Genomic DNA, 26,508 nt, shown 5'->3' on the forward strand with positions numbered 1-26,508 from the left:
CGCCCCTCTCGCGGCCCGCCCGGCGGCGCTGGTCCCCGGCGCGGGATCGTGTCAAACAGATGCGGTCAATCCAACAAGGGGGGCGCCACGTGCCGTTCGGCAAGGGCCATCACCTGCATCTGGTCGATGGATCGGCCTTCATCTTCCGCGCCTTCCACGCGCTGCCGCCGCTCACCCGCAAGTCCGACGGGCTGCCGGTGGGCGCGGTCTCGGGATTCGTGAACATGCTGTGGAAGACCATCCAGGACAACAAGGGTCCGGACGCGCCGACCCATGCGGCGGTGGTGTTCGACAAGGGTTCGCACACGTTCCGCAACGACATGTACGATCTCTACAAGGCCAACCGGGACGAGATGCCCGAGGCCCTGCGCCCGCAGATCCCGCTGACCCGCGAGGCCACGCGCGCCTTCAACGTCGCCTGTCTGGAGCAGGAGGGGTTCGAGGCCGACGACATCATCGCCACCCTCGCCTGCAAGGCGCGCGACGCGGGCGGACGGGTCACCATCGTGTCCTCGGACAAGGACCTGATGCAGCTTGTCGGCGGCGGCGTGGTGATGTTCGACGCCATGAAGAACACCGTCATCGACCGCGACGGGGTCGAGGCCAAGTTCGGCGTCGGGCCGGAGCGGGTGGTGGACGTCCAGGCGCTGGCCGGGGATTCGGTGGACAACGTGCCCGGCGCGCCCGGCATCGGCATCAAGACCGCCGCGCAACTCATCAACGACTACGGCTCGCTTGAGGAGCTTCTCGACCGCGCCGGAGAGATCACCCAGCCAAAACGCCGCCAGACCCTCATCGACCACCGCGCCCAGATCGAGCTGTCCAAGCGGCTCGTCCAGCTCGATTGCGGTATGGACCTCGGCTACGATCTGGACACGCTGGAGGTGCGCGACCCCGACCCCGAGGCGCTGATCGGGTTCCTGACGGGGATGGAGTTCCGCACCATCGTCCGCCGCGTGTCCGAGGAACTGGGCGTCGCGGCCCCCGCCATTCCGGAATCCGCCCCGGCCGCAGAGGCGGAGGCGGCCGAGCAGCCACCGTTTCCCGAGGACTACACCTGGATCCGGACCGAGCCGGAACTGGCCGACTGGATCGCCCGCGCGACCGCCCAGGGCTACGTCGCCCTCGACACCGAAACCACCGCCCTCAATGAGATGCGGGCCCTTCTGGTCGGCGTGTCGCTGGCGCTGGAACCGGGTGTCGCGTGCTACATCCCCCTGGCGCACAAGCAGAACCCGGAGGCCGATCTCTTCGCCTCCGACGCGCTGGCCGAGGGGCAGGTGCCCTTCGACGCGGCCCTGGCGCTGCTGAAACCGCTGCTGGAAGACGCTTCCGTGCTGAAGATCCTGCAGAACGCCAAGTACGACACCAAGATCCTGGCGCGGCTCGGCATCGACGTGGCCCCCATCGACGACACCATGCTGCTCAGCTACGCGCTCCACGCCGGTCTGCACGGGCACGGGATGGACACGCTGTCCGAGCGCTACCTGGGCCACAACCCGATCCCCATCAAGGAGCTGATCGGGTCGGGCAAGGCTCAGGTCACCTTCGACAGGGTCGATTGCGTCAAGGCGGTGCGATACGCGGCAGAGGACGCCGACATCACGCTGCGCCTGCACGACCTGTTCAAGCCGCAGCTGCACCGCCACAGCGTCACCACCGTCTACGAGACGCTCGAACGCCCGCTGATCCCGGTCCTTGCGCGCATGGAGATGGCCGGCATCCAGGTGGACCGCGACACGCTGTCCCGCATGTCGGGCGCCTTCGCGCAGAAGATGGCTGGGCTGGAGGACGAGATCCACGCCCTGGCCGGGGATCGCTTCAACGTCGGGAGCCCCGCGCAGGTCGGTGAGATCCTGTTCGACCGGCTCGGCCTGCCCGGCGGCAAGAAGGGCAAGAACGGCAAATACGCCACCCCCGCCGACGTGCTGGAGGATCTGGCGACCGAACATGCCCTGCCGGGCCGGATCCTCGACTGGCGGCAGGTGTCCAAGCTGAAATCGACCTACACCGACGCGCTGCAGGACCATATCGACCCCGCGACGGGACGGGTCCACACCTCCTATTCCATCGCCGGGGCCAATACCGGACGGCTCGCCTCGACCGACCCGAACCTGCAGAACATCCCCATCCGCACCGAAGAAGGCCGCCGCATCCGCGAGGCCTTCGTGGCGCCGCAGGGCCGGGTGCTGGTCAGCCTCGACTATTCGCAGATCGAGTTGCGGATCCTGGCCCATATCGCCGGGATCGACGCGCTGAAGGCGGCGTTCAGGGACGGCCAGGACATCCACGCCGCCACCGCGTCGGAGATGTTCAACGTGCCCCTGGACCAGATGACGCCGGAGATCCGCCGCCAGGCCAAGGCGATCAATTTCGGCGTGATCTACGGGATTTCGGGCTTCGGGCTGGCGCGCAACCTGCGCATCCCCCGCGACGAGGCGCAGGGCTTCATCGACCGCTATTTCGAGCGTTTCCCCGGCATCAGGGACTACATGGCGGAGACGACCGCCTTCGCAAAGGAGCACGGCTACGTCCAGACGCTGTTCGGTCGCCGGATCAACACGCCCGAGATCAACGCCCGCGGGCCCGGGGCGGGCTTCGCCAAACGCGCGGCGATCAACGCGCCGATCCAGGGCACGGCCGCCGACGTGATCCGCCGCGCCATGATCCGCATGGAGGCCGCCATCGCCGGCCTGCCCGCGACAATGCTGTTGCAGGTGCACGACGAGTTGCTGTTCGAGGTCGAGGAGGGGCACCAGGACGCGCTGATCGCCCGCGCGCGGGAGGTGATGGAGCAGGCCAGCCTGCCGGCGGTCGCCCTGTCGGTGCCGCTGCTGGCGGATGCGGGGCAGGGCGCCAATTGGGCCGAGGCGCATTGAGCGCCCCGGCCTGAGCGGCTCAGCGCGCAGTCGCGGCGTTGCCGTGCCAGTCGGGGCCGGCGGTCGCCACCGGGGCGAAGGCGTCCCCGGACTGGGCCAGAAGCATGATCGCCAGCGCGACGGCCAGTTTCAGCGTCAGGACCATCCCGAGGCGGGACAGGTCGGCGGCGCGCTGGTCGGCGCAGGGGCGCGCCGGCGCGGCGGGATCGGGGTGGGTGTGTGACAGGATCATGGGGTATCTCCGTGCGGAAGAGTGGGCGTCCTCTCCGGAACTACATCGGCGTACGCATCTTGTGAAACGAATGATCGGCAGGGCTTCCATCACGAAAATAGATGCAATGCGGCCCCAGCCCGCCACCGCGGCGGGCCGGGCGCGGCCATGAGCCGTCCGCGCAGGCCCGCCGCCGTCCCGTCGCGGCTGGTGGCGTTCAACAAGCCGATGAACGTCCTCAGCCAGTTCACCCCGGACGGCCGCTGGCCGGGTCTGGGCGCGCATCTGGACCTGCCCGGGCTCTATCCGGCGGGGCGGCTCGACCGCGACAGCGAGGGTCTGCTGCTGCTGACCGACGACGGCCGGTTGCAGGCGCGGCTGACCGATCCCCGCTACAAGATGCCCAAGACCTATCTTGTCCAGGTCGAGGGCACGCCGTCGGACGATCAGCTTCGCGCCCTGCGCGCCGGGGTGACGCTGAAGGACGGGCCGACCCGCCCGGCGGGGGCCGAACGCATCGCCCCGCCGGGTCTCTGGCCGCGCGACCCGCCGGTGAGGTCGCGCAAGACCGTTGCCGATTCGTGGCTGCGCCTGACCCTGCGGGAGGGGCGCAACCGCCAGGTCCGCCGCATGACCGCTCATGTCGGGCTGCCGTGCCTGCGGCTGGTGCGCTGGGCGATCGGTCCGGTCGACCTGGACGGGCTTGCGCCCGGCGCCTGGCGCGCGCTCGACCCCCGGACGATCAGCCCGGACGGCCGGATCGGCGCGATTCCGCCGATGTGACCGGGGTGTGACGTTCGGCGGCCAAAACGGCAAGCGGACCGACCGCGGGCATGACAGCCCGGCCGATCGCTGCGACGTTCCCCCGGTATCCGAAGACATCCGCAAGGAGGCCCGCCATGGTCGCACGCTTCATTCTGCCCGTTCTTTGCCTGATGGCAAGCCCCGCCCTGGCCGAGCGGACGGCGGTCCGCGACATGGTCTCGAAATCCGGCGAGGTCTATGCCGAAACGCGGCTGCCCGCCGGCAGCCGGCTGACCGGCGCCGGAAAGGTCATCCGGCTGAGCGCCGATTGCCGCGCGGAAATCGCGGGAGAAGGCGAGGGGCGCTGGTTCTGGACCGCAGAGGGCACGACCGTGCGCGTCGCTGGACGCGCTATTCGGTTCCGCGACGTGCCGCTGCTGTCTCTGGTGCGCTGCGTGGGTTAGTGCGGGGCCGCGCGTCATCGGGTCACGGCCGGGAACGAATGGCGCGCCGATGCGCTGACCGGGCGACACGCAACGACCCGAGGATTTTTGTCATGCCCACCACCCCCACACCCGACGCCAAGGCCCCCGATCTCAAGCTGCCGCTGATCATCGGCACGGATTGGGAGCTTTCCGCCCAGTCGCCGGGCGCCTTCACCCAGATCATCGTCTATCGCGGCCTGCATTGCCCGGTCTGCAAGAGCTATCTCGGCCAGAGCCGCGCGCTCTACGACCGGTTTCTGGAAAAGGGCGTGGAGACCATCCACGTCTCCATGGACAGCGAGGACCGCGCGCGGCAGGCCCATGAGGACTGGGGGCTGGACCCGATCCCCATGGGCTACGGGATGACCGCCGACCAGGCCGCGGACTGGGGCCTTTATGTCTCGCAGCCGATCCAGGACAGCGAAAAGGCGGATTTCGCGGAACCGGCTGTGTTCTGGGTGCGCCCGGACGGACGGCTCTATCTGGCCGCCGTGTCGAACTCGCCCTTCGCGCGCCCGGATCTTGAGGCACTGTTGGGCAAGGTCGACTTCATCAAGAACAACGACTACCCCGCCCGCGGCCAGCAAAAGGCTGCCTGAGCGCCCGCGCCGCCGACCATGGCCGGATGTCCCGGTGCGCGTTGTCCCGCGCGTCACCGGCCGACCCGGCGACACGACGCCGGGCCTCTTCTGTCGTGCCACGCGGATGCGGCCGCCGCCGTCTCCTTGAGGGCGGTTTCAATCCGTGACAGGGCGGGCGGCGATCCGCCGCGCGCGGTGGGCATTCCGTTGCAAGACGCGCGCGGCGGATCGGCCAGGCCGACATGCCTTGTCACGTCCGGGCACCAAGTGCAGGGCATGTCCGCGTCGGTCGCGACGCGGCGAGCGCTGATCATCGAGCCGCCCGGACGGGAACCGAGATTGCAGTTGGGCCAGTCCCGGCCGCAGATCGCGACACGCAGTCCCTGAGTTGCGGTTTTACGATGGCCGATCCCGAGCCTGCGGATGCAGGGCGCGGCGACGCAATCTGTGATGTTGTTGAAGTCGCACCGCAGGCGTGTTCGAGCCAACGGAAACCGTTCGATCGCGTCGAAGGCCCGGTCGACGGTTCGGACGGCCCGACAGCGCGGTTGACCGTGAATGAGCGCGGTCACGCCGGATGCCCGGATTGCGAAGGGCGCCGCCAAGCGAAAATATCCAAGGTCGCCCGCGACACCGTGGCTGAGGCAAAGAGGACCGGCCACCTCCGGCGCGGTGCCCGGGCGTGAGAAACGAGCGCACCGGATGGCTGCCCGCGTCCGTCACGGTGGGGATCCTGGTCGCCAGACCTCCCCCCGTCCGGCCGACCGCGTGTTCCGAGCGCCCCTTTTTCCACCGGCGGCGCGCTGACCGCGCGGTATCGGATGGCCGGGATCGTCAGCCGGTCATCACCCCGCCAAGCCTCCTGGCTTGCCTGAGAGACGCGGCGCGATGACCGCCCACTCGGTTTCGCTCAGTTCGTGTCCGCCCGTCAGCGCGCCACGACAACGCAGAAGTGGAATCCGTCCACGGGGTCACGACCCAGCCGGAGGTCCGTGCCCGTCGCAGGCGTAAAAAACGTCGAGCGTGCGGCCGGGCGCGTCCGCGAACGTGCCCGCGGCGGTCAGCCTCCGCATCCGGTCGACGCGGAACATGCGGAAATCGTCTCTGAGTTCGCACCAGGCGATCAACGTCCAGACCTTGCCCCAGAACACCAGCGACAGCGGCCGCACATGGCGCAGTGTCGGCGTCCCCGCCTCGTCGCGGTAGTCCATCGCCAGCCGCGTCCGCCGGTCGATGGCGTCGTCCAGCAGGTCCAGCCTGGCGCGGGTCGCCGCGTCCAAATCAGGCGTCTCGAACGCGTGGATCGGCACCCGGTCGGCGGCGCGGGCAAGGTCCGGTGGCATCACGGCCGCGATCTTGGCCAGCGCGTCCGCCGCCGCCCCCGCCATCGCGCGCCCGCCCCAGGCCTGGACCAGCCGCGCGCCGGTCACCAGGGCCGAGACCTCGGGGCGGGTGAACATCAGCGGCGGCAGATCGAAACCGGGGCGCATCACATAGCCCACGCCGGCCTCGCCCTCGATCGGTACGCCGGAGGCCATCAGGTCGGCGATGTCGCGGTAGATCGTCCGCTCGCTGACCTCCAGGCGTTCGGACAAGCGCCGGGCCGTCGTCAGCCGGCCGCCGCGCAGAAGCTCGACCAGGCGGTAGAGACGGTCGGCCCGGCGCATCGCTCAGGCGAACAGGCCGATGGAATTGCCGTCCGGGTCGGTGGCGTAGAAGAACGTGCCCGCCGGGATCTCGATCGGGTCGGACACGACCGTGCCGCCGTTCTCGCGGATGCGCGCGGCGGCCGTGTCCAGACCGTCCGGGGCGGCCAGGTGGATCGTCGGGCCGCTGCCGGCGGCGGCGGGCGTGCCGGGGTAGAGGTGCCCGCTCACGCCATCGTCGTCCATCCCGGTCAGCGCGACGATCGGGTTCGGTCCGCCGTTTCGGGTCTCCAGATCGCGGCCCATCAGGGCGCTGTAGAACGTCCGCGCACGCTCCAGATCCGTCACCGGGATCTCGAACCAGACACAGGTGTTGCTCGTGGTCATCGCGTTCTCCTTTGCGGGTTGCACGGGACCGGGTCTAGCGCCCCCCTGCTGACAGCATCCTGTCAGCAGACTGTCAGCGCGGTGCCGCAACGGCAAGCCAGCGGCGGCCGGAGCCGTCCGTGACGCCGGTCGGCCAGGGATCAGTCGGGCAATTCCGCGGCCGGGATGATCGCAAAGAACGTGTCGCGCGACACCACGCCGAACCAGTCGGTGCCGTCCTGGTCGCGCACCTCTCCCAGATCGACCAGCCGGTAGAAACTCTTGCGGTCGATCCGCGCCTCGAGGTTGCGGCGCACCGTCACATAGGGCGCCGGCGCGCCGTCGGCGTCGCGCACCACCCGGATCGGGTGCTCCGGGTCGGCGGTCACCGTGTCGCCGACGTTGGTGGTAAAGGTCAGCGCGCCGTCCGCGGCCTCCACGTCCACGGCGATGAACGGCACGTCCTCGACCACGATGCCCAGTTTCTCGACCGGTGTGACCAGGAAATAGGCGTCGCCCTCCTTTTTCAGCACGGTGGAGAACAGCCGCACCAGCTTGTGCCGCCCGATGGGCGTGCCCTCGTAGAACCACGTGCCGTCGCGCCGGATCCGCATGTCCATGTCGCCGCAGAACTCGGGGTTCCACTTGTCGATGGGCGGCAATCCGCCCTTCGCGGCGGCGCGGGTCACCTCTTCCAGCGCCTTGGCGTCCGGCATCACAGCCATTTGTCCCACCCCCTGTTTTGTCATTTGCGCAGGGTGCGATACCTCTGCACGATGCCGGCCATTACCTAGACGCCAACGGAGCAATGTCATGTCGGACCCCATTCTCGACGAGATCGACGCCCTCGGCGGCAAGCTGGCGCAGGCGCGGGACTCGATCACCCGGCGCTTCATCGGCCAGACCCGCGTGGTCGATCTGGTGCTCTCCACGCTGCTCTGCGGCGGCCACGGGCTGCTGATCGGCCTGCCGGGGCTGGGCAAGACCCGTCTGGTAGAGACCCTGTCCACGGTCATGGGGCTGGACGGCAAGCGCGTGCAGTTCACCCCGGACCTGATGCCCGCCGACATCCTGGGGTCGGAGGTGCTGGAGACCGGCGCCGACGGCTCGCGCGCGTTCAAGTTCATCGAAGGGCCGGTGTTCTGCCAGCTCCTCATGGCCGATGAGATCAACCGCGCCAGCCCCCGCACCCAGTCCGCGCTGCTGCAGGCGATGCAGGAGAAATCCGTGACCGTGGCGGGTCAGCCCCACGCGCTGGCCGCGCCGTTCCACGTGCTGGCCACCCAGAACCCGATCGAGCAGGAGGGGACCTATCCGCTGCCCGAGGCGCAGCTCGACCGGTTCCTGGTGCAGATCGACGTGCCCTACCCGGACCGCGAGACCGAGCGCGACATCCTGCTGGCCACCACCGGCGCCGAGGAGGAGGCCGCCCATGCCGTCCTCACCGACCATGAACTGATCGCGGCGCAACTGCTGCTGCGCCGGATGCCCGTGGGCGACGGGGTGACCGAGGCGATCCTGGATCTGGTGCGCGCCTGCCGCCCGGAGGATCCCACCGCATCGGCGGCGATTTCCGAACATGTCGGCTGGGGGCCGGGCCCGCGTGCGGCGCAGGCGCTGATGCTCACCGTGCGGGCGCGGGCGCTGCTGGACGGCCGCCTTGCGCCCAACGTGGAGGACGTGGCCGAGATGGCCGCGCCGGTCCTGATCCACCGCATGGCCCTGACCTTCGCCGCCCGCGCCCGCGGAGAGGACCTGTCGCACCTCATCGCCGACACGATCCAGGGCCTGACGCGCACCCGGTCCGCGGCGTGAGCGATCCCGTCGCCCTGAGATCCCGCGCCGAAGCGCTCGCAGCGCCCCTGCCGCCGCTGCTGGCGGGCGCGCGGCATCTGGCGGCGTCGGTGATCCTGGGCGCGCACGGACGCCGCAGGGCCGGGCAGGGGGACGAATTCTGGCAGTACCGCCCGCTGGTGGCGGGCGACGAATCGCGCGCCATCGACTGGCGCCGCTCGGGCCGGTCGGACGCGCATTTCGTGCGCCAGAAGGAGTGGCAGGCGGCGCAGTCGGTGTCGCTCTGGGTGGATGCCTCAGCGGCCATGGGGTTCGCGTCCGACGCGCGGCTGCCGCCCAAGCGGGACCGCGCGGTGGAACTGGCGCTGGCCCTTGCGATCCTTCTGGTCCGCGCCGGCGAAAGGGTGGGCCTGTCGGGCCGGACGCTGCCGCCGCGCGGGGGAGAGGTGCAGTTGCTGCGGCTGGCACAGGCGCTGGAGACGGCGCGCGACCGGGGCGAATACGGCGCGCCGGAGGCGCGGGCCATGCCGTCGCGGTCGCGCGCCGTGTTCCTGTCGGACTTTCTGGGCGACATCGGCCCGGCCCGCGACGCGCTGACCTCGGCCGCCGACCGGGGCGTGTCGGGCGTGCTGATCCAGGTGCTCGACCCGCAGGAAGAGGCGTTTCCCTTCGACGGGCGCACGATCTTCGAAAGCATGGGCGGCGGCATCCGGCATGAGACCCTCAAGGCCCGCGATCTGCGCGGCCGCTACCTGGACCGGCTCGCCGCCCGCAAGGCAGAGCTGGCCGATCTCGCCCGCGCCACCGGCTGGCAATACAGCACCCACCACACCGACCATCCGGCCTCGACCGCGCTGCTCTGGGCCCATGCCGCGCTCGAAAGGGTGGTGTGATGCTGGTGCTCGGGCCCCTGGGCTTCACCGCTCCGTGGCTGCTGGCCGGGCTGGTGGCGCTGCCGGTCCTGTGGATCCTGCTGCGCGCCGTGCCGCCCGCGCCGATCCGGCGGCGGTTTCCGGGCGTGGCGCTGCTGCTGGGTCTGGCCGATGACGAGCAGCAGTCCGACCGGACGCCCTGGTGGCTGCTGGTGCTGCGGTCCGTCGCCGTGGCGCTGCTGATCCTGGGCTTCGCCGGCCCGGTGCTGAACCCCGACACGCGCGAACCGGGCTCCGGTCCGCTGCTGGTGCTCATGGACGGCACCTGGGCCGATGCGCGCGACTGGCCGCGCCGGCTCGACCGGGCCCGCCAGGCGCTGGACGAGGCCGAGCGCGACGGCCGCCCCGCCGCCGTGGTGCTGCTGACCGCGCGACCGGAGGGCGACCTGCCGTTCCGCGCCGCCCAGAGCTGGTCCGCGCAACTGGCCGGGCTGACGCCGTCGCCCTGGGCGCCCCGGGATGCCGCGGCCTGGGCCGGGGGGCTGTCCGGGCGGTTCGACACGATCTGGCTGTCGGACGGGCTCGACTACGACTGGCGCGCGCCGGTTCTCGCGGCGCTGGAGGATCGCGGCGCCGTGCGCGTGTTCGAAAGCCCGCGCCCGATCTACGGGCTGCGCCCCGCCGCCTTCGAGGACGGGGCCATCGCGCTGTCCGCCACGCGGGCGAAGGGTGCGGGCGCGGCGGGGCTGCGGATCGCCGCGCACGGGCTGGATCCGAACGGCGTCGAACGCGAACTGGCCACCACCGACCTGACCTTCGAGGACGGCGCGACAGAGGCCGAAACCGCCCTGTCCCTGCCGCCGGAACTGCGCAACCGCATCACCCGGTTCGAGATCGCCGGCAGCCGGTCCGCCGCCGCCGTCAGCCTGACCGACGACGCGCTGAAGCGGCGCGAGGTGGCGCTGATCGCCGGGCGCGACGACCGCGAGGGGCTGCAGCTTCTGTCGCCCACCCACTACCTCGAGCGGGCGCTTGCGCCGGTCGCGGACCTGCTGGGCGGATCGCTCGACGATGTGCTGCTGGCCAACCCGGACGCCATCGTGCTGGCGGATGTGGCGACCCTGCCAGGCGCGCAGGCCGACGCGCTGGCCGACTGGGTCCGGGACGGCGGCCTTCTGGTGCGCTTCGCCGGGCCGCGGCTGGCGGCGTCCGACAGCACGCGCGGCGACGCCGATCCGCTGATGCCGGTGGACCTGCGGGCCGGGGGCCGCTCGGTCGGGGGCGCGATGAGCTGGGGCGAGCCGAAGAGGCTCAGCGCCTTTCCCGAAGCCTCTCCCTTCGCCGGGCTGCCGGTGCCCGATGACGTCACCGTCAACGCCCAGGTGCTGGCCCAGCCGGGTCCCGCCCTGTCAGAGCGCACCATCGCCTCGCTCGCCGACGGCACGCCGCTGGTGACCCGCGCCCGGCTGGGCGACGGGCAGGTGGTGCTGTTCCACGTCACGGCCAATGCGGAATGGTCGTCGTTGCCGCTGTCGGGCCTGTTCGTGTCGATGCTCGAACGGCTGGCCGTGTCCACCCGCCCGGCGCGTCCGGAAGCCGGCGAACTGGACGGCACCACCTGGGTGGCCGACAGCCGCCTGACCGCCTTCGGCCGGGTCGAGGACGCCGGAACCCTGCCCGGCGTGCCGGGCGCGCGTCTGGCCGGCGAGGCGCCCGGCCCGGACATGCCGCCCGGCCTCTACGCCGGCGAGGACCGCCGCATCGCGCTCAACGTCATCGGTCCCGACACGCGTCTGGCGCGGACCGGCTGGCCCGCGCGGATCGCGGTCGAGGGGCTTGCGACCACGCGCGAGACGCCGCTGGGCGGGCCGCTGCTGTCGCTGGCGGTGCTGCTGCTGGCGCTCGACGTGCTGGCGGCGCTGTGGCTGGCCGGACGGCTGACCGGCCCGCGCGCGGCGGCGGCGGTCCTGGCGCTGGCCCTGGCGTGGCCGGGCGCCGACCCGGCCCTGGCCCAGCAGACGGCACCCGGTGCCGTCGCCACCGACGAATCCTTCGCCGTCGAGGCCACGGCAGAGGTCACCCTGGCCCATGTGGTCACCGGCGACGCCGACGTGGACCGCGTGGCCAGGGCCGGTCTGCTGGGGCTGGGGCGCACGTTGGCGCGGCGCACGTCGGTCGAGCCGGCGGAGCCGATCGGCGTGGATCTCGAGACCGACGAGCTGGCGTTCTTCCCGCTGCTCTACTGGCCGGTCACCGTCGACCAGCCGATGCCGTCGGACGCGGCCTATGCGCGGCTCAACGCCTATCTCAGAACCGGCGGCATGATCCTCTTCGACACCCGCGACGCCGATCTGTCGGCCTCCGGCGGGACCACGCCGGCCGGGCGCAAGCTGCAGGACCTGGCCCGCCCGCTGGACATCCCGCCGCTGGAGCCGATCCCGGGCGACCACGTGCTGACCCGGACGTTCTACCTGCTGCAGGAATTCCCCGGCCGGTTCCCGACCGGCCCGATCTGGGTCGAGGCCGCGCCCCCCGATGCCGTGCAGGTCGAGGGGATGCCGTTTCGCGACCTCAACGACAACGTGACCCCGGTGGTGATCGGCGGCAACGACTGGGCCTCCGCCTGGGCAGTGGACGAGACGGGGCGGGCGCTGTTGCCCGTCGGCCGGGGCTATGCCGGCGAGAGGCAGCGCGAGATCGCCTATCGCTTCGGGGTGAACCTGGTGATGCATGTGCTGACCGGGAACTACAAGTCGGACCAGGTGCATGTGCCGGCCCTGCTCGACCGGCTGGGCAACTGAGCGGTGCGGCGGGAGGGGGCTTTGCGCCCCCGCTGCCTGCGGCAGCCCCCCGCAGGATACTTGTGGAAAGATGAAGGCGCGAAGATGAAGGACAGAGCCGTTTGACCCAGAGCGTGATCTTCGACCCGGCCGTGGGCTGGACCGTGCTGGCGGTGCTGGCGGCGGTGGCGGCGGCGGTCGTCGGGCTGGCGCTCTGGCGCGGGCTGGCGGGCTGGTGGCTGCGCGCGCTGGCCGCGCTGGCGCTGCTGGCCGCCCTGTCCGGTCCGTCGCTGCAGAGCGAGGACCGCGCGGCGCTGTCGGACATCGTCATCGCCGTCGTGGACGACAGCGCGTCGCAGCGCCTGTCGGACCGGGCGGCGCAGAGCGAGGCCGCCCTGGCGAAACTGCGCGCGGAGATCGCCGCCCTGCCGGACACCGAGCTGCGGGTGGTCCGACTGGACGACGGGGCGGGCGACGAGGGCACGCTGCTGATGACCGCGCTCGCCGAGGCCATGGCCGGGGAGCCGCGCGACCGGATCGCCGGGGCGGTGCTGATCTCTGACGGGCGGCTCCACGACATCGCGCGCGCGCCGGACCTGCCGGCGCCGCTGCACCTGCTGCGCACGGGGCGCGACACCGACTGGGACCGCCGCCTGGAGATCACCACCGCGCCGGCCTTTGCCATTCTGGGCGAGGAGGTGGCGCTGCGCCTCAGGATCGACGATCAGGGCGCGGTGCCGGACAGCGAGACGGGGCGCGTGTCGCTGGAGATCTCCGTGGACGGGGCCGAGCCGCAGAGCTTCGACGTGCCCACCGGAGAGGAGCTGGAGCTGCCCGTCCGCCTGAGCCACGCGGGCCGCAACGTCATCCAGTTCCGCGTGCCCGGGGCCGAAGGCGAGCTGACCGACCGCAACAACGCCGCCGTGGTCCAGGTCAACGGCGTGCGCGACCGGCTGCGGGTGCTGCTGGTGTCGGGCGAGCCCTATGCCGGCGAGCGGACCTGGCGCAACCTGCTGAAGGCCGACGGCAGCGTGGATCTGGTGCATTTCACCATCCTGCGCCCGCCCGAGAAGCAGGACGGCGTGCCGGTGTCGGAACTGTCGCTGATCGCCTTTCCGACCCGTGAGCTGTTCCTGGAGAAGATCGACGAGTTCGACCTGATCATCTTCGACCGGTACCAGCGTCGCGGGATCCTGCCGGCGCTCTATCTCGACAATGTGCGCCGGTACGTGGAGGACGGCGGCGCGGTGCTGGTCGCCGCCGGACCGGATTTCGCCACCGCCGCGTCGCTCTACCGCTCGCCCCTGGGCGACATCCTGCCCGCCGCGCCGACCAGCCGCGTCCTGGAACAGGCGTTTCTGCCGGAACTGACCGACACCGGCCGCCGCCATCCCGTGACCGAGGGGCTGGACGGCGGCGGCGACGCGCCCGACTGGGGCCGCTGGCTGCGCCAGATCGAGCTGGAGCCGCGGTCCGGCGAGGTGGTGATGACCGGCGTGGAGGGCAGCCCGCTGCTGGTGCTGGACCGCGTCGGGGAGGGACGCGTGGCGCTTCTGGGGTCCGATCAGGCCTGGCTATGGTCGCGCGGCTTCGAGGGCGGCGGGCCGCAGCTCGACCTGCTGCGGCGGCTGGCGCACTGGACCATGAAGGAGCCGGAGCTGGAGGAGGAGGCGCTGACCGCCACCGCCGAGGGCCAGCGGATGACCGTCACCCGGCGCACCCTGAAGGCGGAGGTGCCGCCGGTGACGGTGGAGGGGCCGGATGGCGAGAGCGTCACCCTGGAGTTGCAGGAGGTGTCCCCCGGCCGGTTCGAGGCCCGCTATTCGGGGCCGCAGATCGGGCTCTATCGCCTGACCCAGGGAGAGGAGAGCGCGGTGATCGCGCTCGGGCCCCAGAGCCCGCGCGAGTTCGAAGAGACCGTGGCCAGCGGCGACGCCCTGGAGCCGCTGATCGAGGGCACCGGCGGCGGCATCCGCGCCATCGAGGACGGCGTGCCGGACATCCGTCAGGTGCGCGAGGGGCGTCCCGCCGCGGGGCGCGGCTGGCTGGGGATCACGCCGCGCGGCGCCTACCTGACCGCCGACGTGACCGCGGTGCCGCTGCTGCCGGCCTGGCTGTGGCTGCTGCTGGGCGCCGGGCTGGCCGTGGCCGCCTGGCTGCGCGAGGGGCGCCGCTGAGCGAACCGGAGGCCGCGCGCCCCGGAACCGACCCGGCCGGGCCGGTTTCGCCGCGCGGCGCCCCGGACCGTCGGCCGGCATCGTGGGTCCCAGATACGCTCCGCCGATCCGTCCAGTCGGCGTGCGGACGGCGCGCGGCGCGGCGGTCCGGCCCGGCGCGGGCACCGATCCCGTGCCGGGGGCCGCTGCCGGCCACCCGGCGGTGCGGCGGCGGGGGCCATGCGGGACATGACGGCCCACTGGACGGGCCGGCCGCCCGCCGGGTCAGGCGAAGATCACGTAGGTCGAGGCCACGACCGCGACGATGATCGCGCCCACTGGCTTGGCCAGCCTCCAGGTGTTCAGGTCAACGTCGCCGGAATCCTCGGCCACGTAATCCGTCGCGCGGGGATAGAGCCGCCCGATCGCCAGCATCACCGCCACGTTGAACACGAAGAGCAGCGCCATGACGTGCAGGTAGTGGGGGTAGTTCTCTGCGCCGACGACGAAGGGCTTCAGCACGAACTGGCTGAGGATGTAGAGCCCGACGCCTGAGGCAAGCCCGATCTTGGCCGCCACGGGCGGCACGCGCTTGGTGAAGATGCCCACCAGGATGATCGTCAGGATCGGGATCGAATAGGCGCCGTTGACTTCCTGCAGATAGCCGAACAGCCCTTGCGGCGCGTTGGCGATGAAGGGCGCGATGGTCATGGCCGCCAGCGCCAGCAGCCCGCCGAAGACCTTGCCGGCGCGGATCGTCTCCCGGTCGCCGGCGGAGGGCTTGAGGTACTGCTTGTAGAGGTCGCTGCCGAAGAGCGTCACGCTGGAGTTGAGCGCGGAGTTGAAGGACGACAGGATCGCCCCGAAGAGCACCGCGGCGAAGAGACCGCGCAGCGGAAAGGGCAGCACCTCGGACACCAGCATCCCGTAGGCCTTGTCGCCGGTTTCGAGCTCACCGGGAAACATCTGCCAGGCGATCAGCCCCGGCAGCACCACGATGATCGGCCCCAGCACCTTGAGCACCCCGGCATAGAGCAGCCCCTTCTGGCCCTCCCTGAGGTCCCTTGCCGCCAGGGCGCGCTGGATGATCGCCTGGTTGGTGCCCCAGTAGAACAGCTGCACCAGCATCATGCCGGTGAAGATCGTGGCGAAGGGCACCGGATCGTCGGGGCCGCCGATGATCTCGAACTTGTCGGGGTTCTCGGCCCAGAGCACCGACAGCCCCCGGGTCAAGCTGCCCCCGCCGATGGCCATGAGGCCGAAGACCGGCACCAGCAAACCGCCCAGGAACAGCCCCACCGCGTTGATCGTGTCCGACACCGCGACCGCCTTGAGCCCGCCGAAGATCGCGTAGACAGATCCGACCAGGCCGATCGCCCAGACCGTGATCCACAGCGCGGCGGTGTCGTTCACCCCCAGAACGCCGGCGACGCCGAACATCTCCGACAGGGCCAGGGCGCCGGAATAGAGCACGATGGGCAGCAGGATCACCGCATAGCCGGTCAGGAACAGCAGCGACGTTGCGGACCTGGTCTGGGCGTCGTAGCGCCCCTCCAGGAAGGCGGGGATGGTCGAGACCCCGCGCTGGAGGTACTTGGGTAGCAGCACCAGCGCCGTGACCACCATGGCGATGGCCGCCAGCGTCTCCCAGGCCATCACCAGGATGCCGTAGCTGTAGGCCTGTCCGGTCAGGCCGACGATCTGTTCGGTGGACAGGTTGGTGAGCAGCAGCGACCCGGCGATCACCGGCGCCGTCAGGCTGCGCCCGCCCAGATAGTAGCCCTCACCCGATCCGGCATCCGTGCCGCGCGTCCAGAGCCAAGACAAAATGGCCACCATGGCCGTGAATCCCACGAACATGGCGATGTTGAACGCGCCCATGCCAACCCTCCCCTGTGGCCCTGCCTGCGTTCACCACCTAGGGCTGTGCGCCGCCGGAACCAGACGGGCGCGGGGACGGCGCCGTGCGCTGCCGGCGCGGCCGGGTCGGGACCCGCGGCGGCGATGCGGAACGGGCGCGTCCGCGGCGCACGCCGCCGGGCAGGCGGCTGCGGCGGGGCGGCGCCGGTCAGTCCAGCGGCAGCGCCAGGCGGTCGTCGCCCCAGCCCCCTGTCAGGGTGCGGGCACGGATATGCACCCTGTCCACGTCTGCCGGCACGGCGACGCCGCCAAGGCTGCGGGTGAAGGGCTGTTCGGTCACATGCGGGTGGACCAGTTCGCGGGTGGCCAGAACCGTGCCGTCCTCCAGCTCGACCCGCCCGGCGTCGGCGTAGTCCTCCCAGCCAATATCGCCGTGGCGCAGGGTGACGGAGACCTGCCGGCCCGCGCCGTCGGGCGCGGATGTCGCGGCGACGATACGGGCGGGGTCGGCGCCGGCGGCGCCCGCGGCGACGAGCGCCAGCAGACAGAGGGGCAGGCGGGACATGGGCATCTCCGGTCGGGTCGCGCGCAGCATAGCGCGGCGGGCCGGGCCCGCAGCCCCCGTCGTCGGCCCTGGTCAGCCGGTGCCGTCCCCGTCCGCGCCGCGCGCGCCGCGATCCCGGTCCGGGGCGGCATCGACCGCCGCAGGCCCCGCCCCGGCGCCGGGTTCGGCGCCGCCGTCGGGCCGGTGCCCGCCGATCAGGATCGCGCGGGGCAGGGACCGGAACTCCCGCGCCCAGATCGTCCAGAGCACCGCTGCGGCCGCGAGCATCAGCGCGACCCACCCCGCCAGCCACGCCACCGCCGCCAGCGCCACGTAGAGCGCCCTGAGCCCGCGGTTGAAGTTCCACGCGGCGCGGATGTTCAGCTCGGCGGCGCGGCCCGCGCGGGCGACCGCCTCAGGGTGTCCGGGGTCGTTGGGGACCGCCGCCATCACCACCGCGCAATAGCCAAAAAGCCGGTTCGCCCAGACGAACTTCAGGAATCCCTCGGTCAACAGCAGCGCGACCAGCGCCAGCTTGATCCGGTAGACCACCGGCGGCGCCTTTTCTCCGAACTCGGTGGCCACGCCGCTCAGCGTCTCGGCATTGCCGATCAGCGCCAGCACCCCGCCGATGGCGATCACCGTGGTCGAGGCGTAGAACGACGTGCTCTGCCGCAGCCCGCCCAGGATGGTCGCGTCGAAGATGCGCGGCTGGCGGGTCAGCATCTGCCGCATCCAGTCGCGCCGTTCGCGCATCATCAGAACCGTCACCGACGGCCGGTCGGCGCCGACGCGCTCGATCGCGCGGCCAACGATCCACCAGCCGCCAAAGAGCAGCAGCAGCGCCGCCGCGTCGCCCGCCGAAAAGAGCCGGATGTGGTCGATCAGGGCCATGCTGCGTACCTATGCCGCCCATCGACCGCTTGCCAGTGCCCGCCCGCGGTCCTAGCCTTGGCGGCAGGAGGACCGTTCCATGCAGATGCCCACGCCCGATACCGCGATCCTGTCGCGCCGCGCTGCGGTGCTGCGCCGGCTGGCGGCGGCGCTGCCGGAGCCGGCGCTGATCTCCGATCCGGCGGCGCTCAGGACCTACGAATGCGACGCGCTCACCGCCTATCGCTGCCCGCCCATGGCCGTGGTCCTGCCCGGTTCCACCCAGGAGGTGTCGGCCTGTCTGCGGATCTGCCACGAAGAAGGCGTGCCGGTCGTGCCGCGCGGGTCGGGCACGTCGCTGGCCGGCGGCGCGCTTCCCACGGCGGATTCGATCATCCTGGGCGTCAGCCGCATGACTGAGGTGCTGGAAACCAGCCTGGCCGACCGCATCATCCGGGTCCAGACCGGAATCACCAACCTGTCGGTCAGCGGCGCCGTCGAGGACGACGGGTTCTTCTACGCGCCGGACCCGTCCTCGCAGCTGGCCTGCGCCATCGCCGGCAACATCGCCATGAACTCCGGCGGCGCGCATTGTCTGAAATACGGGGTGACCACCAACAACCTGCTGGGCGTGACCCTGGTGCTGATGGACGGCACCGTGGTCGAGATCGGCGGCGGCCACATGGACGCTCCGGGGCTGGACCTGCTGTCGGTCATCTGCGGTTCCGAGGGCCAGCTGGGCGTCGTGACCGAGGCGATGCTGCGGATCCTGCCCCGCCCCGAAGGCGCCCGGCCGGTGCTGATCGGCTACGACAGTTCCGAGACCGCGGGACAATGCGTCAGCGACATCATCAAGGCCGGGATCCTGCCGGTGGCGATCGAGTTCATGGACCGTCCCTGCATCCGCGCCACGGACGAGTTTTCCGGCGCGGGCTATCCCGACTGCGAGGCGATGCTGATCGTGGAGGTCGAAGGCTCCGACCCCGAGATCGACGAGCAGCTCGGCATCATCAGCCAGATCGCCCGCCGGCTCGACCCGGTGGAGCTGCGGGTGAGCGGGAGCGCCGAGGAAAGCGCGCGGATCTGGCTGGGGCGCAAGTCGGCCTTCGGGGCGATGGGGCAGATCAACGACTACATCTGCCTCGACGGCACGATCCCGGTGAGCGAGCTGCCCGCCATGCTGCGCGGCATCGCCGATCTGTCCGGCAGATACGGGCTTGAGGTGGCCAATGTGTTCCACGCCGGCGACGGCAACATGCACCCGCTGATCCTGTTCGACGCCAACGCGGACGGCGAGCTGGAAAAGGCCGAGGAGCTGGGCGCGGAGATCCTGACCCTGTGCGTGAAGGTCGGCGGCTGTCTGACCGGAGAGCACGGCGTTGGTGTGGAAAAACGCGACCTGATGGAGACCCAGTTCGACCCCGCCGATCTGGAGGCGCAGATGCGGGTCAAGGACGTGTTTGATCCGGGATGGCTGCTCAACCCGGCCAAGGTGTTTCCGCTTTCGGTCAGCGCGGGACGCCGGGGGATCGCGGCGGAGTAGATTTTCGGAATCGAAAATCTGCGCTCCGCGGGGGATATTTGTGGAAAGATGAAGATGCTGGAGCCCGTATCGGAGAGCGCGCTCGCCCAGGCGGTCAGGGGCGCGGACGGCCCGCTGGCGATCCGCGGCGGCGGCACGCGGGGCGGGGCGCCGCCGCGGGACGGCACCGTGCTGTCCGTCGCCGGTTTGACCGGGATCACCCTCTATGAGCCCGGCGCTCTGACGCTGGTGGCGCGGGCGGGCACGCCGATGGCCGAGATCGACGCCGCCCTGGAGGCGGAGGGGCAGCGGCTGGCCTTCGAGCCGTGGGACGCGCGCGCCGTGCTGGGGCGTGACGGGGTGCCGACCCTGGGCGGCTGCGTGGCGACCAATGCCAGCGGCCCGCGCCGCATGGTCGCCGGGGCGGCGCGCGACAGCGTGATCGGGATGCGCTTCGTGGACGGGACCGGCACGGCGGTGAAATCCGGCGGCCGGGTGATGAAGAACGTTACCGGGCTGGACCTGGCCAAGCTGCTCTGCGGCTCCCGCGGGGCGCTGGGCGTCATCACCGAGGTCAGCCTGAAGCTGCTCCCCGGCATCGCCGCCACCGCGACCCTGGCCGCCGACGGCCTGTCGCCCGACGCGGCCGTCGCCGCCATGTCCGCGGCGCTGTGCACGCCCTATGAGGTCACGGGCGCCGTCCACGATCCGGCCGGACCGCGCACCCTGCTGAGGCTGGAGGGCACGGAGGCGTCGGTCTCCTACCGCGCCGATGCGCTGGCCCGCGCGTTGTCCCGCCACGGCGACTGGCGCGCAGAGCACGGTCCCGGCCCCTGGGCCGACCTGCGCGACGCGCGCGATTTCGCGGGCGGGGCGGGCGATCTGTGGCGCATCTCGCTGCGGCCGTCCGACGCGCCCGCAACCGTCGCCGCCCTTCCGGGCCGCTGGCGGATGGACTGGGGCGGCGGGCTGATCTGGGCCGAGGCGCCCGAGGGCACCGACCTGCGCGCGGCCCTTGCCGGCGCCGGCCACGCGACGCTGGTCCGGGCCGGCGCAGACACCCACCGGGCGCTGGGCACGCTGCACCCCGAACCGGCCCCCGTCGCCCGGCTGACCGACGGGCTGCGCGCCCGGTTCGACCCGCGCGGCCTCTTTTCCGCCCATCCCGGCGTGCCGGCATGAGCGTCCCCACCCGCATCCGAAGGGCCTGACCGCCATGCAGACCAGCTTTAGCCCCGAACAGTTGCGCGACCCCGCGACCGCCCGCTCGAACGAGGTGCTGCGCGCCTGCGTCCACTGCGGCTTCTGCACCGCGACCTGCCCGACCTACCAGGTCCTGGGGGACGAGAACGACAGCCCCCGCGGCCGGATCTACCTCATCAAGGACATGCTGGAGAACGACCGCCCGGCCGACGCCAGGACGGTGAAGCACATCGACCGCTGCCTGTCCTGCCTGGCCTGCATGACCACCTGCCCGTCGGGCGTGCACTACATGCACCTGGTGGACCACGCCCGCGCCCATATCGAGCGGACCTACCGCCGCCCCGCCAGGGACCGGGCGCTGCGCTGGATGCTGGCGCGGATCCTGCCCTATCCCGCCCGGTTCCGGCTGGCCCTGCGCGCGGCGCGGCTGGGCCGTCCGTTCCGCCGCATGATGCCGGATCCGCGCCTGGCCGCGATGCTCGACATGGCGCCGGACCGGGTGGCGCCGCGCTCGCCGGTGGACCGGCCCCAGACCCACGCGGCGGACGGCGCCCGCCGGATGCGGGTGGCGCTGCTGACGGGCTGCGCGCAATCCGCACTCGACCCGGCCATCAACGAGGCCACCGTCCGCCTTTTGACCCGTCTGGGGTGCGAGGTGGTGGTGGCCCGCGGCATGGGCTGCTGCGGCGCGCTGGTCCACCACATGGGCAAGGAGGCCGAAAGCCACGCCCAGGCCGGCGCCAACATCCGCGCCTGGCAGGCGGTCAGGCGCGACGGCGGGCTGGACGCGGTGGTGGTCAACACCTCCGGCTGCGGCACGACGGTCAAGGACTACGGCCACATGATGCGCACCACCGACATGGCCGAGGCGGCCGCCGAGATCAGCGCGCTGACCGTGGACATCTCCGAACTGCTGGGCCGCCTGCTGCCGGGCACGGACCCGATCGCGCCCGTCAACGAAGCCGCCGAGGACATCGCCGGCACCGACGCCGTGGCCCCGCGCAACGCCGGCCACGGGCTGCGCGTTGCCTACCACGCCGCGTGCTCGCTCCAGCACGGCCAGCAGGTCAAGGCGCCGCCGAAGTCGCTTCTGGCGCGTGCCGGGTTCGAGGTGGTCGAGCCCAAGGACAGCCATCTGTGCTGCGGCTCCGCCGGCACCTACAACCTGATGCAGCCCAAGATCGCCGCGGAGCTGAAGGCGCGCAAGCTTCGGACGCTGGCGGCGAAAAGCCCGCAGGTGATCGCCGCCGGCAATATAGGCTGCATGGTCCAGCTTTCGGGCGGCACGGACATTCCCGTGGTCCACACGGTCGAGCTTCTGGACTGGGCCACCGGCGGCCCGCGCCCGGCCAAGATCCCGCCGTCCATGGCGCGGCCCCGCCCCGGTGCCGGCGCGTCCGGTGCGTAGCCGCCGCGCCCGGGGGTCCGGACGCGGCGTCCGGCCGCTCTCGCGGATCGTGGCCCTGTTCGCGTTGGTGCTGCTGGTCGCGGGACAGGCGGGCACCGCGGCTCCGGCCGGGACCGCGGACCGCGCCTATGGCGCCGTCGGGCGGCTCCAGATCGCGGGGCGCGGCTTTTGCACCGCCACGCTCATCGCGCCCCGGCTGGTGCTGACCGCCGCCCATTGCGTGACCCGGGACGACGGCAGCCTGCGCGCCCCGGACGACCTGCGCTTCGACGCGGGCCTGCGGGCGGGCGTGTCGAACGCCCGCCGCGTCGCGTCCCGCGTGGTCGTGCCCGACGGCTACCGCCCGTCCCTCGCCCTGACCCAGATCGCCCGCGACGTCGCCCTGATCCAGCTTCGCCGCCCGATCGGCGCGCGCCAGGTCGATCCGCTGCCCGTGGGCCGGGCCGCGGGCCGCCGCGTGTCGGTCGTGTCCTACGCCAAGGACCGCGCCGACAGCCCGGCCCTGCAGAGCGCGTGCAACATGCTGGGACGGCGTGAGGGGGCGATGCTGCTCGACTGCGCGGCCGGGTTCGGCAGTTCCGGCGCGCCGGTCCTGTCGCGCGCCGGCGGGGTGACGCGCATCGTCGCGGTGATCTCGGCCAAGGCCACCGCCGACGGCCGCCTCGTCACCCTGTCCACCGAGCTCGACGGCGTCCTGCCGCGGCTTCTGGCCCGGATCCCGGACGCGTTCTGACCGAGCCCTGTCCAAGCCGTTGACCGGACTACGACTTTTTTGCCTATCCCGGCTCTTGAACGGGCGGGCGGCGTTTCACATATCTGTTCCGTCGGATGCCGCATCAGGGTCCGGCGCACCGCCCGTTCCCGTTTCAGGGGAGGGCACACATTGGTAATCGCTTCGAAAAGGATCAATCCGATGAGAACCTTCGACCTCGCCCCGCTCTACCGCGCCTCGGTCGGCTTCGACCAGATGGCCGAGCTTCTGGACCGCGTCCAGCGCGACAGTTCCGGGGCCCAGACCTATCCGCCCTACAACATCGAGAAGACCGGCGACGACGCCTGGGCGATCGAGATTGCCGTGGCCGGTTTCAGCGACGCCGACCTGTCGGTGGAGCAGCGCGAGAACGCGCTGATCGTCACCGCCAGGAAGGCCGATGACGACGCCGAGCGGACCTATCTGCACCGCGGCATCGCCACCCGCGCGTTCGAGCGGCGCTTTCACCTGGCCGATCACGTTCGCGTGGACGGGGCGCGCCATGCCAACGGGATGCTGGTGATCGAGCTGAAGCGCGAAGTCCCGGAGGCGCTGAAGCCCCGCCGCATCGCCATCGAAGGCTCCGGCCAGACCGTCGATCATCAGATCGCGGCCGAGTAACCTTCACCCGACCCCACCGAAGGCCGCGCCACCCGCGCGGCCTTTTTCGTGTCCTGCGCCGGGGCCGGGTCGCGGCGGCGCCCTCCGGCCGGCGGCTTTCCTCCCCCGCCTGTCTCACGACGCCGGACCGCCTCCCCGGACGCGGTCGTGTCGCGCCGGGGCAGGGTCGCGGCAGCACCGCCGGCCGGCGGCCTTTTCCACGACGCCGGAACGCCTCCCCGGATGCGGTCGTGTCCTGCGCCGGGGCAGGGATCGGAACGGGGGTCCGCCGTGCGACCGCTTCTCGGGGCCGGAACCGGAGCCAGAGCCGACCGCGAAGCAGAAGCCGGGTAGAACCGCGACGGGGGTTGGACCGGGGCACGACCATCGCTCGTTCGGCTGCCGAAGGCGGCGCCACGCCAGCCCGGCGCGCGACCGGTCGTCTGCGCCGCGTCCGAAAGGATCCTGCCCCGGCGCCATGGGTGCCGTCCGCCTTTCGGAGCCGGAGCCGGAGCCGGAGCCGACCGCGAAGCCGAACCCGGGCCGGACCGCGACGGGGGCCGGACCGGGGCACGACCATCGCTCGTTCGGCTGCCCAAGGCGGCGCCACGCCAGCCCGGCGCGCGGCCGGTCGTCTGCGCCGCGTCCGAAAGGATCCTGCCCCGGCGCCATGGGGTGCCGCCTCCGCCCACGGACCCCTGTCCGCGGGCCCATGGGCCTCCCGCCTCAGGTCCCGCGCCGCTTCGCCCGCAGGGTCGGGTCGGCCCGGCCCGGATCCTCCGGCCAGGGATGGCGCGGATACCGCGCGCGCATGTCCTTGGCCACATCCGCGTAGGATCCCGCCCAGAACCCGGGCAGATCCTGCGTCACCTGCACCGGACGCCCCGCCGGCGACAGCAGCGACAGCCGCAAGGGCCGCCCGGCCACCACCGGATGCCGCGTCATCCCGAACAGCTCCTGCACCCGGATCGCCACCTGGGGCGCGTCGCCGCCGTAGTCGATGGGCACCCGCCGGCCCAGCGGCGTCACCAGATGCTCCGGCGCCTCGCGGTCGAGCACCCGGGCCTCCTCACGGGACAGCCGCCCCCGGAGCGGCTGCAGCAGATCGAACCGCGCCCAGTCTTCGGCCGAGCGCACCCCGGTCAGCCAGGGCAGCAGCCAAGCATCTGCCGTCTCCAGCAATGCCTCCTCCGCCGTGTCGAAGAGCCCGGCCAGCGCCACCCGCGCCAGGAACCGCCGCGCCGCGTCGGAGGGCCGCAGACCCAGGAGCCGCACCCCCTCCAGCATCGCCGCCGCCACCCGGTCGGGCGGCGCGTCGGGCCAGGTCCGGTCGTCCAGCGCGATGGCGCCCAGCCGCTCCTGGCGGCGGGCCACCACGCGCCCCTCGCGCCGCGACCATGCGCAGACCTCCACCCAGCCGATGCGCTCGCCCAGCACGGCGCGCAGCTCCGCCTCCGCGATCGCCGCGGCCTGACGGATCCGCGCCTCGCGCGGGTGGCCGTCGGTGTCGGTCACCACGATCAGCCGCTGCCCGGCCAGCGCGTCGCCCTCGGCCATGGCGGCGCCCTTGCCCCCCGACAGGAGCCAGCGCGGCGCCTCCCCCGGCCGGCGCAACCCGATCCGGTCCGGATAGGCCAGCGCGGCCTGCTGCGCCGCGCTCAGCCCCCGGTCCGGGCCGCCGTACCGCCTGAGCCGCCGCGCCTCGTCCCGGATGCGGCCCACGGCGCCCATGGCCGCCCCGAACGCCCCCGGCGACCCAAGCGCCCGGAGCCGCAGCGTCAGATCGACGCCCCGATCCCTCAGGATGTCCCGGTCCGACAGCAAGGCCGCCAGATCGGCGGCCTCGCGCCCCCCGCGATGCAGCATGTGGGCCAGCCGCGGATGCAGCGGCACCGCCGCCAGCGCCCGGCCGTGGTCGCTGATCCGCCCGTCCTCCAGCGCCCCGAGCGCTGCCAGAAGCGCCCGCGCCTCGGCCAGCGCGCCCTCGGGCGGCGGCGTGAGAAAGGGCAGGGCGGTGCCCTCCGGATCGCCCCAGAGCGCCAGGTCCAGCGCCAGCCCGGTCAGGTCCGCCGCCGCGATCTCGGGCGGCGCATGGGCCGGCAGCGCGCCGTCCTCGCCGCGGGTCCAGAGCTTCCAGGCCACCCCCGGCGCCACCCGGCCCGCCCGGCCCGCCCGCTGCGCCGCCTCGGCGCGGCTGACCCGCTCGGTCACCAGCCGCGTCATGCCGCTGCCGGGATCGAACCGCGCCCGCCGCGCCCGTCCCCCGTCCACCACGATGCGCACGTCCTCGATGGTCAGGGAGGTCTCGGCGATGGCCGTCGCCAGCACCAGCTTGCGCCCGGGCGACGGCGCGATGGCGGCCCGCTGCTCGGCAAAGGGCAGCGCGCCGTAGAGCGGCCGCACCTCCACCCCCGGCAGGTCCAGCCGCGCCATCACCCGGCGGATCTCTCCCTCGCCGGGCAGGAACGCCAGCACGCCGCCGGCGTCCTCCGCCACCGCGCGGCCGATCAGCGCCGCCATCGCCGCGTCGAACCGCATGTCCCTGGCCACCCGCCGCTCCAGCCAGCGCGGCGCCACGGCGAACGCCCGGCCGGCACTCGTCACCACCGGCGCGTCCCCCAGCAGCGCCGCCACGGGGCCTGCGTCCAGCGTCGCAGACATCACCACCACGGCCAGATCCGCGCGCAGCGCCTGGCGCACCTCCCAGACCAGCGCCAGCCCCAGGTCGGCGTTCAGCGACCGCTCGTGGAACTCGTCGAAGATCACGCAGCCGACGCCCTCCAGCCCGGGATCGCGTTGCAGGCGCCGGGTCAGGATCCCTTCCGTCACCACCTCGATCCGCGTCGCCTCCGACACCACCCGGTCGCCGCGCACCGCATAGCCCACGGTCGCGCCCACCCGCTCGCCCAGGGTCCGGGCCATCCGCTCGGCCGCCGCCCGCGCCGCCAGCCGCCGCGGCTCCAGCATCACGATCCGCCCGGGGATCTGCTCCAGCAGCGCCAGCGGCACGCGCGTGGTCTTGCCGGCGCCCGGCGGCGCCTGCAGCACCGCACGCCCCGCCGACGCCAGCGCGGCGCGCAACTCTCCCAGAACGGCGTCGATGGGCAACTCCATGTCCCCGGCCTACAATCCCGCACGCCCCTTGCCCAGCCGCCCGCCCGTTCATCTTTCCCCAAATATCCCGGGGGGCCGCGCAGCGGCGGGGGCAGCGCCCCCTTTCCCTTTGCGGCGCG

General features: G+C 72.3%; 22 protein-coding genes. 13 read left to right on the forward strand and 9 right to left on the reverse strand.

Going from position 1 to position 26,508, the window contains the following annotated elements; genetic code table 11:
* Positions 1 to 59 precede the first annotated feature (59 nt).
* Positions 60 to 2,879, forward strand: coding sequence for a DNA polymerase I (gene polA / locus KW83_RS07775; RefSeq protein ID WP_200879669.1), 2,820 nt, complete (start codon positions 60 to 62; stop codon positions 2,877 to 2,879).
* Positions 2,880 to 2,898: 19 nt separating this feature from the next.
* On the opposite strand, the gene KW83_RS07780 is transcribed toward polA, so the two are convergent.
* Positions 2,899 to 3,111, reverse strand: a complete 213-nt coding sequence (locus KW83_RS07780) for a hypothetical protein (protein WP_036177105.1) — start codon at positions 3,109 to 3,111, stop codon at positions 2,899 to 2,901.
* A 147-nt stretch (positions 3,112 to 3,258) separates the two neighbouring features.
* On the opposite strand from KW83_RS07780, the gene KW83_RS07785 reads away from it, so the two are divergent.
* The 3 genes from KW83_RS07785 to KW83_RS07795 all read left to right on the forward strand — a co-directional run bounded on the left by KW83_RS07785 (position 3,259) and on the right by KW83_RS07795 (position 4,918).
* The gene (locus KW83_RS07785) at positions 3,259 to 3,873 is read left to right on the forward strand and encodes a pseudouridine synthase (RefSeq protein WP_051928355.1); all 615 of its coding nucleotides are present in this window, start codon (positions 3,259 to 3,261) and stop codon (positions 3,871 to 3,873) included.
* Positions 3,874 to 3,989: 116 nt separating this feature from the next.
* The gene (locus tag KW83_RS07790) at positions 3,990 to 4,298 is read left to right on the forward strand and encodes a hypothetical protein (RefSeq protein WP_036177106.1); all 309 of its coding nucleotides are present in this window, start codon (positions 3,990 to 3,992) and stop codon (positions 4,296 to 4,298) included.
* Between the two features lie 92 nt (positions 4,299 to 4,390).
* Complete coding sequence (locus KW83_RS07795) at positions 4,391 to 4,918, forward strand: redoxin domain-containing protein (RefSeq protein ID WP_036177108.1); 528 nt, start codon at positions 4,391 to 4,393, stop codon at positions 4,916 to 4,918.
* Positions 4,919 to 4,971: 53 nt separating this feature from the next.
* Here KW83_RS07795 and KW83_RS20510 read toward each other — a convergent pair whose 3' ends face one another.
* From KW83_RS20510 to KW83_RS07810, 4 genes are all read right to left on the reverse strand, one after another.
* Positions 4,972 to 5,505 carry a hypothetical protein gene (locus tag KW83_RS20510; protein WP_152563515.1) on the reverse strand — a complete coding sequence of 178 codons (534 nt, stop codon included), beginning with the start codon at positions 5,503 to 5,505 and terminating at the stop codon, positions 4,972 to 4,974.
* Positions 5,506 to 5,871: 366 nt separating this feature from the next.
* A complete protein-coding gene (locus KW83_RS07800; RefSeq protein ID WP_036177110.1) occupies positions 5,872 to 6,567 on the reverse strand; it encodes a helix-turn-helix transcriptional regulator in 696 nt (231 codons plus the stop codon).
* A gap of 3 nt (positions 6,568 to 6,570) precedes the next feature.
* Positions 6,571 to 6,933 (reverse strand): VOC family protein, encoded by a 363-nt coding sequence (locus KW83_RS07805; protein WP_036177112.1) that lies wholly within the window; start codon positions 6,931 to 6,933, stop codon positions 6,571 to 6,573.
* 140 nt (positions 6,934 to 7,073) lie between these two features.
* Entirely contained in the window at positions 7,074 to 7,637 is a 564-nt protein-coding gene (locus KW83_RS07810; RefSeq protein WP_235191381.1) for a DUF1285 domain-containing protein, read from the reverse strand.
* An 88-nt stretch (positions 7,638 to 7,725) separates the two neighbouring features.
* Here KW83_RS07810 and KW83_RS07815 point away from each other — a divergent pair, with 88 nt between their 5' ends.
* The 4 genes from KW83_RS07815 to KW83_RS07830 all read left to right on the forward strand — a co-directional run bounded on the left by KW83_RS07815 (position 7,726) and on the right by KW83_RS07830 (position 14,535).
* Positions 7,726 to 8,727: an AAA family ATPase gene (locus tag KW83_RS07815; RefSeq protein WP_036177115.1), complete on the forward strand. Its 1,002-nt coding sequence runs from the start codon at positions 7,726 to 7,728 to the stop codon at positions 8,725 to 8,727.
* A complete protein-coding gene (locus KW83_RS07820) occupies positions 8,724 to 9,599 on the forward strand; it encodes a DUF58 domain-containing protein (RefSeq protein ID WP_036177117.1) in 876 nt (291 codons plus the stop codon). Before KW83_RS07815 ends, KW83_RS07820 begins: the two co-directional genes overlap by 4 nt.
* Positions 9,599 to 12,379, forward strand: coding sequence for a DUF4159 domain-containing protein (locus KW83_RS07825; RefSeq protein ID WP_036177119.1), 2,781 nt, complete (start codon positions 9,599 to 9,601; stop codon positions 12,377 to 12,379). The genes KW83_RS07820 and KW83_RS07825 overlap by 1 nt, the downstream gene beginning before the upstream one ends.
* A 101-nt stretch (positions 12,380 to 12,480) precedes the next feature.
* Complete coding sequence (locus KW83_RS07830; RefSeq protein WP_036177121.1) at positions 12,481 to 14,535, forward strand: DUF7408 domain-containing protein; 2,055 nt, start codon at positions 12,481 to 12,483, stop codon at positions 14,533 to 14,535.
* 264 nt (positions 14,536 to 14,799) lie between these two features.
* Here KW83_RS07830 and KW83_RS07835 read toward each other — a convergent pair whose 3' ends face one another.
* The 3 genes from KW83_RS07835 to KW83_RS07845 all read right to left on the reverse strand — a co-directional run bounded on the left by KW83_RS07835 (position 14,800) and on the right by KW83_RS07845 (position 17,812).
* Positions 14,800 to 16,395 (reverse strand): solute:sodium symporter family transporter, encoded by a 1,596-nt coding sequence (locus KW83_RS07835; RefSeq protein WP_036177123.1) that lies wholly within the window; start codon positions 16,393 to 16,395, stop codon positions 14,800 to 14,802.
* A gap of 187 nt (positions 16,396 to 16,582) precedes the next feature.
* Positions 16,583 to 16,939, reverse strand: a complete 357-nt coding sequence (locus tag KW83_RS07840) for a hypothetical protein (protein WP_036177124.1) — start codon at positions 16,937 to 16,939, stop codon at positions 16,583 to 16,585.
* Between the two features lie 72 nt (positions 16,940 to 17,011).
* On the reverse strand, positions 17,012 to 17,812 hold the full coding sequence (locus KW83_RS07845; protein WP_081904512.1) for a DUF599 domain-containing protein: 801 nt from the start codon (positions 17,810 to 17,812) through the stop codon (positions 17,012 to 17,014).
* A gap of 79 nt (positions 17,813 to 17,891) precedes the next feature.
* On the opposite strand from KW83_RS07845, the gene KW83_RS07850 reads away from it, so the two are divergent.
* From KW83_RS07850 to KW83_RS07870, 5 genes are all read left to right on the forward strand, one after another.
* Complete coding sequence (locus tag KW83_RS07850; RefSeq protein ID WP_036177126.1) at positions 17,892 to 19,334, forward strand: FAD-linked oxidase C-terminal domain-containing protein; 1,443 nt, start codon at positions 17,892 to 17,894, stop codon at positions 19,332 to 19,334.
* Positions 19,335 to 19,391: 57 nt separating this feature from the next.
* Positions 19,392 to 20,495 carry an FAD-binding protein gene (locus KW83_RS07855; RefSeq protein ID WP_081904525.1) on the forward strand — a complete coding sequence of 368 codons (1,104 nt, stop codon included), beginning with the start codon at positions 19,392 to 19,394 and terminating at the stop codon, positions 20,493 to 20,495.
* A gap of 34 nt (positions 20,496 to 20,529) precedes the next feature.
* Positions 20,530 to 21,924, forward strand: coding sequence for a glycolate oxidase subunit GlcF (gene glcF / locus KW83_RS07860; RefSeq protein WP_036177128.1), 1,395 nt, complete (start codon positions 20,530 to 20,532; stop codon positions 21,922 to 21,924).
* A gap of 49 nt (positions 21,925 to 21,973) precedes the next feature.
* Positions 21,974 to 22,657 carry a trypsin-like serine peptidase gene (locus tag KW83_RS07865; RefSeq protein ID WP_161785464.1) on the forward strand — a complete coding sequence of 228 codons (684 nt, stop codon included), beginning with the start codon at positions 21,974 to 21,976 and terminating at the stop codon, positions 22,655 to 22,657.
* A 180-nt stretch (positions 22,658 to 22,837) separates the two neighbouring features.
* Positions 22,838 to 23,296: an Hsp20 family protein gene (locus KW83_RS07870; RefSeq protein WP_036177130.1), complete on the forward strand. Its 459-nt coding sequence runs from the start codon at positions 22,838 to 22,840 to the stop codon at positions 23,294 to 23,296.
* A gap of 705 nt (positions 23,297 to 24,001) precedes the next feature.
* Here the strand turns inward: KW83_RS07870 and hrpB are convergent.
* Complete coding sequence (hrpB, locus tag KW83_RS07875) at positions 24,002 to 26,389, reverse strand: ATP-dependent helicase HrpB (RefSeq protein WP_036177134.1); 2,388 nt, start codon at positions 26,387 to 26,389, stop codon at positions 24,002 to 24,004.
* Between the last annotated feature and the right edge of the window lie 119 nt (positions 26,390 to 26,508).

The organism is Palleronia rufa, assembly GCF_000743715.1.
GTDB lineage: Bacteria > Pseudomonadota > Alphaproteobacteria > Rhodobacterales > Rhodobacteraceae > Palleronia > Palleronia rufa.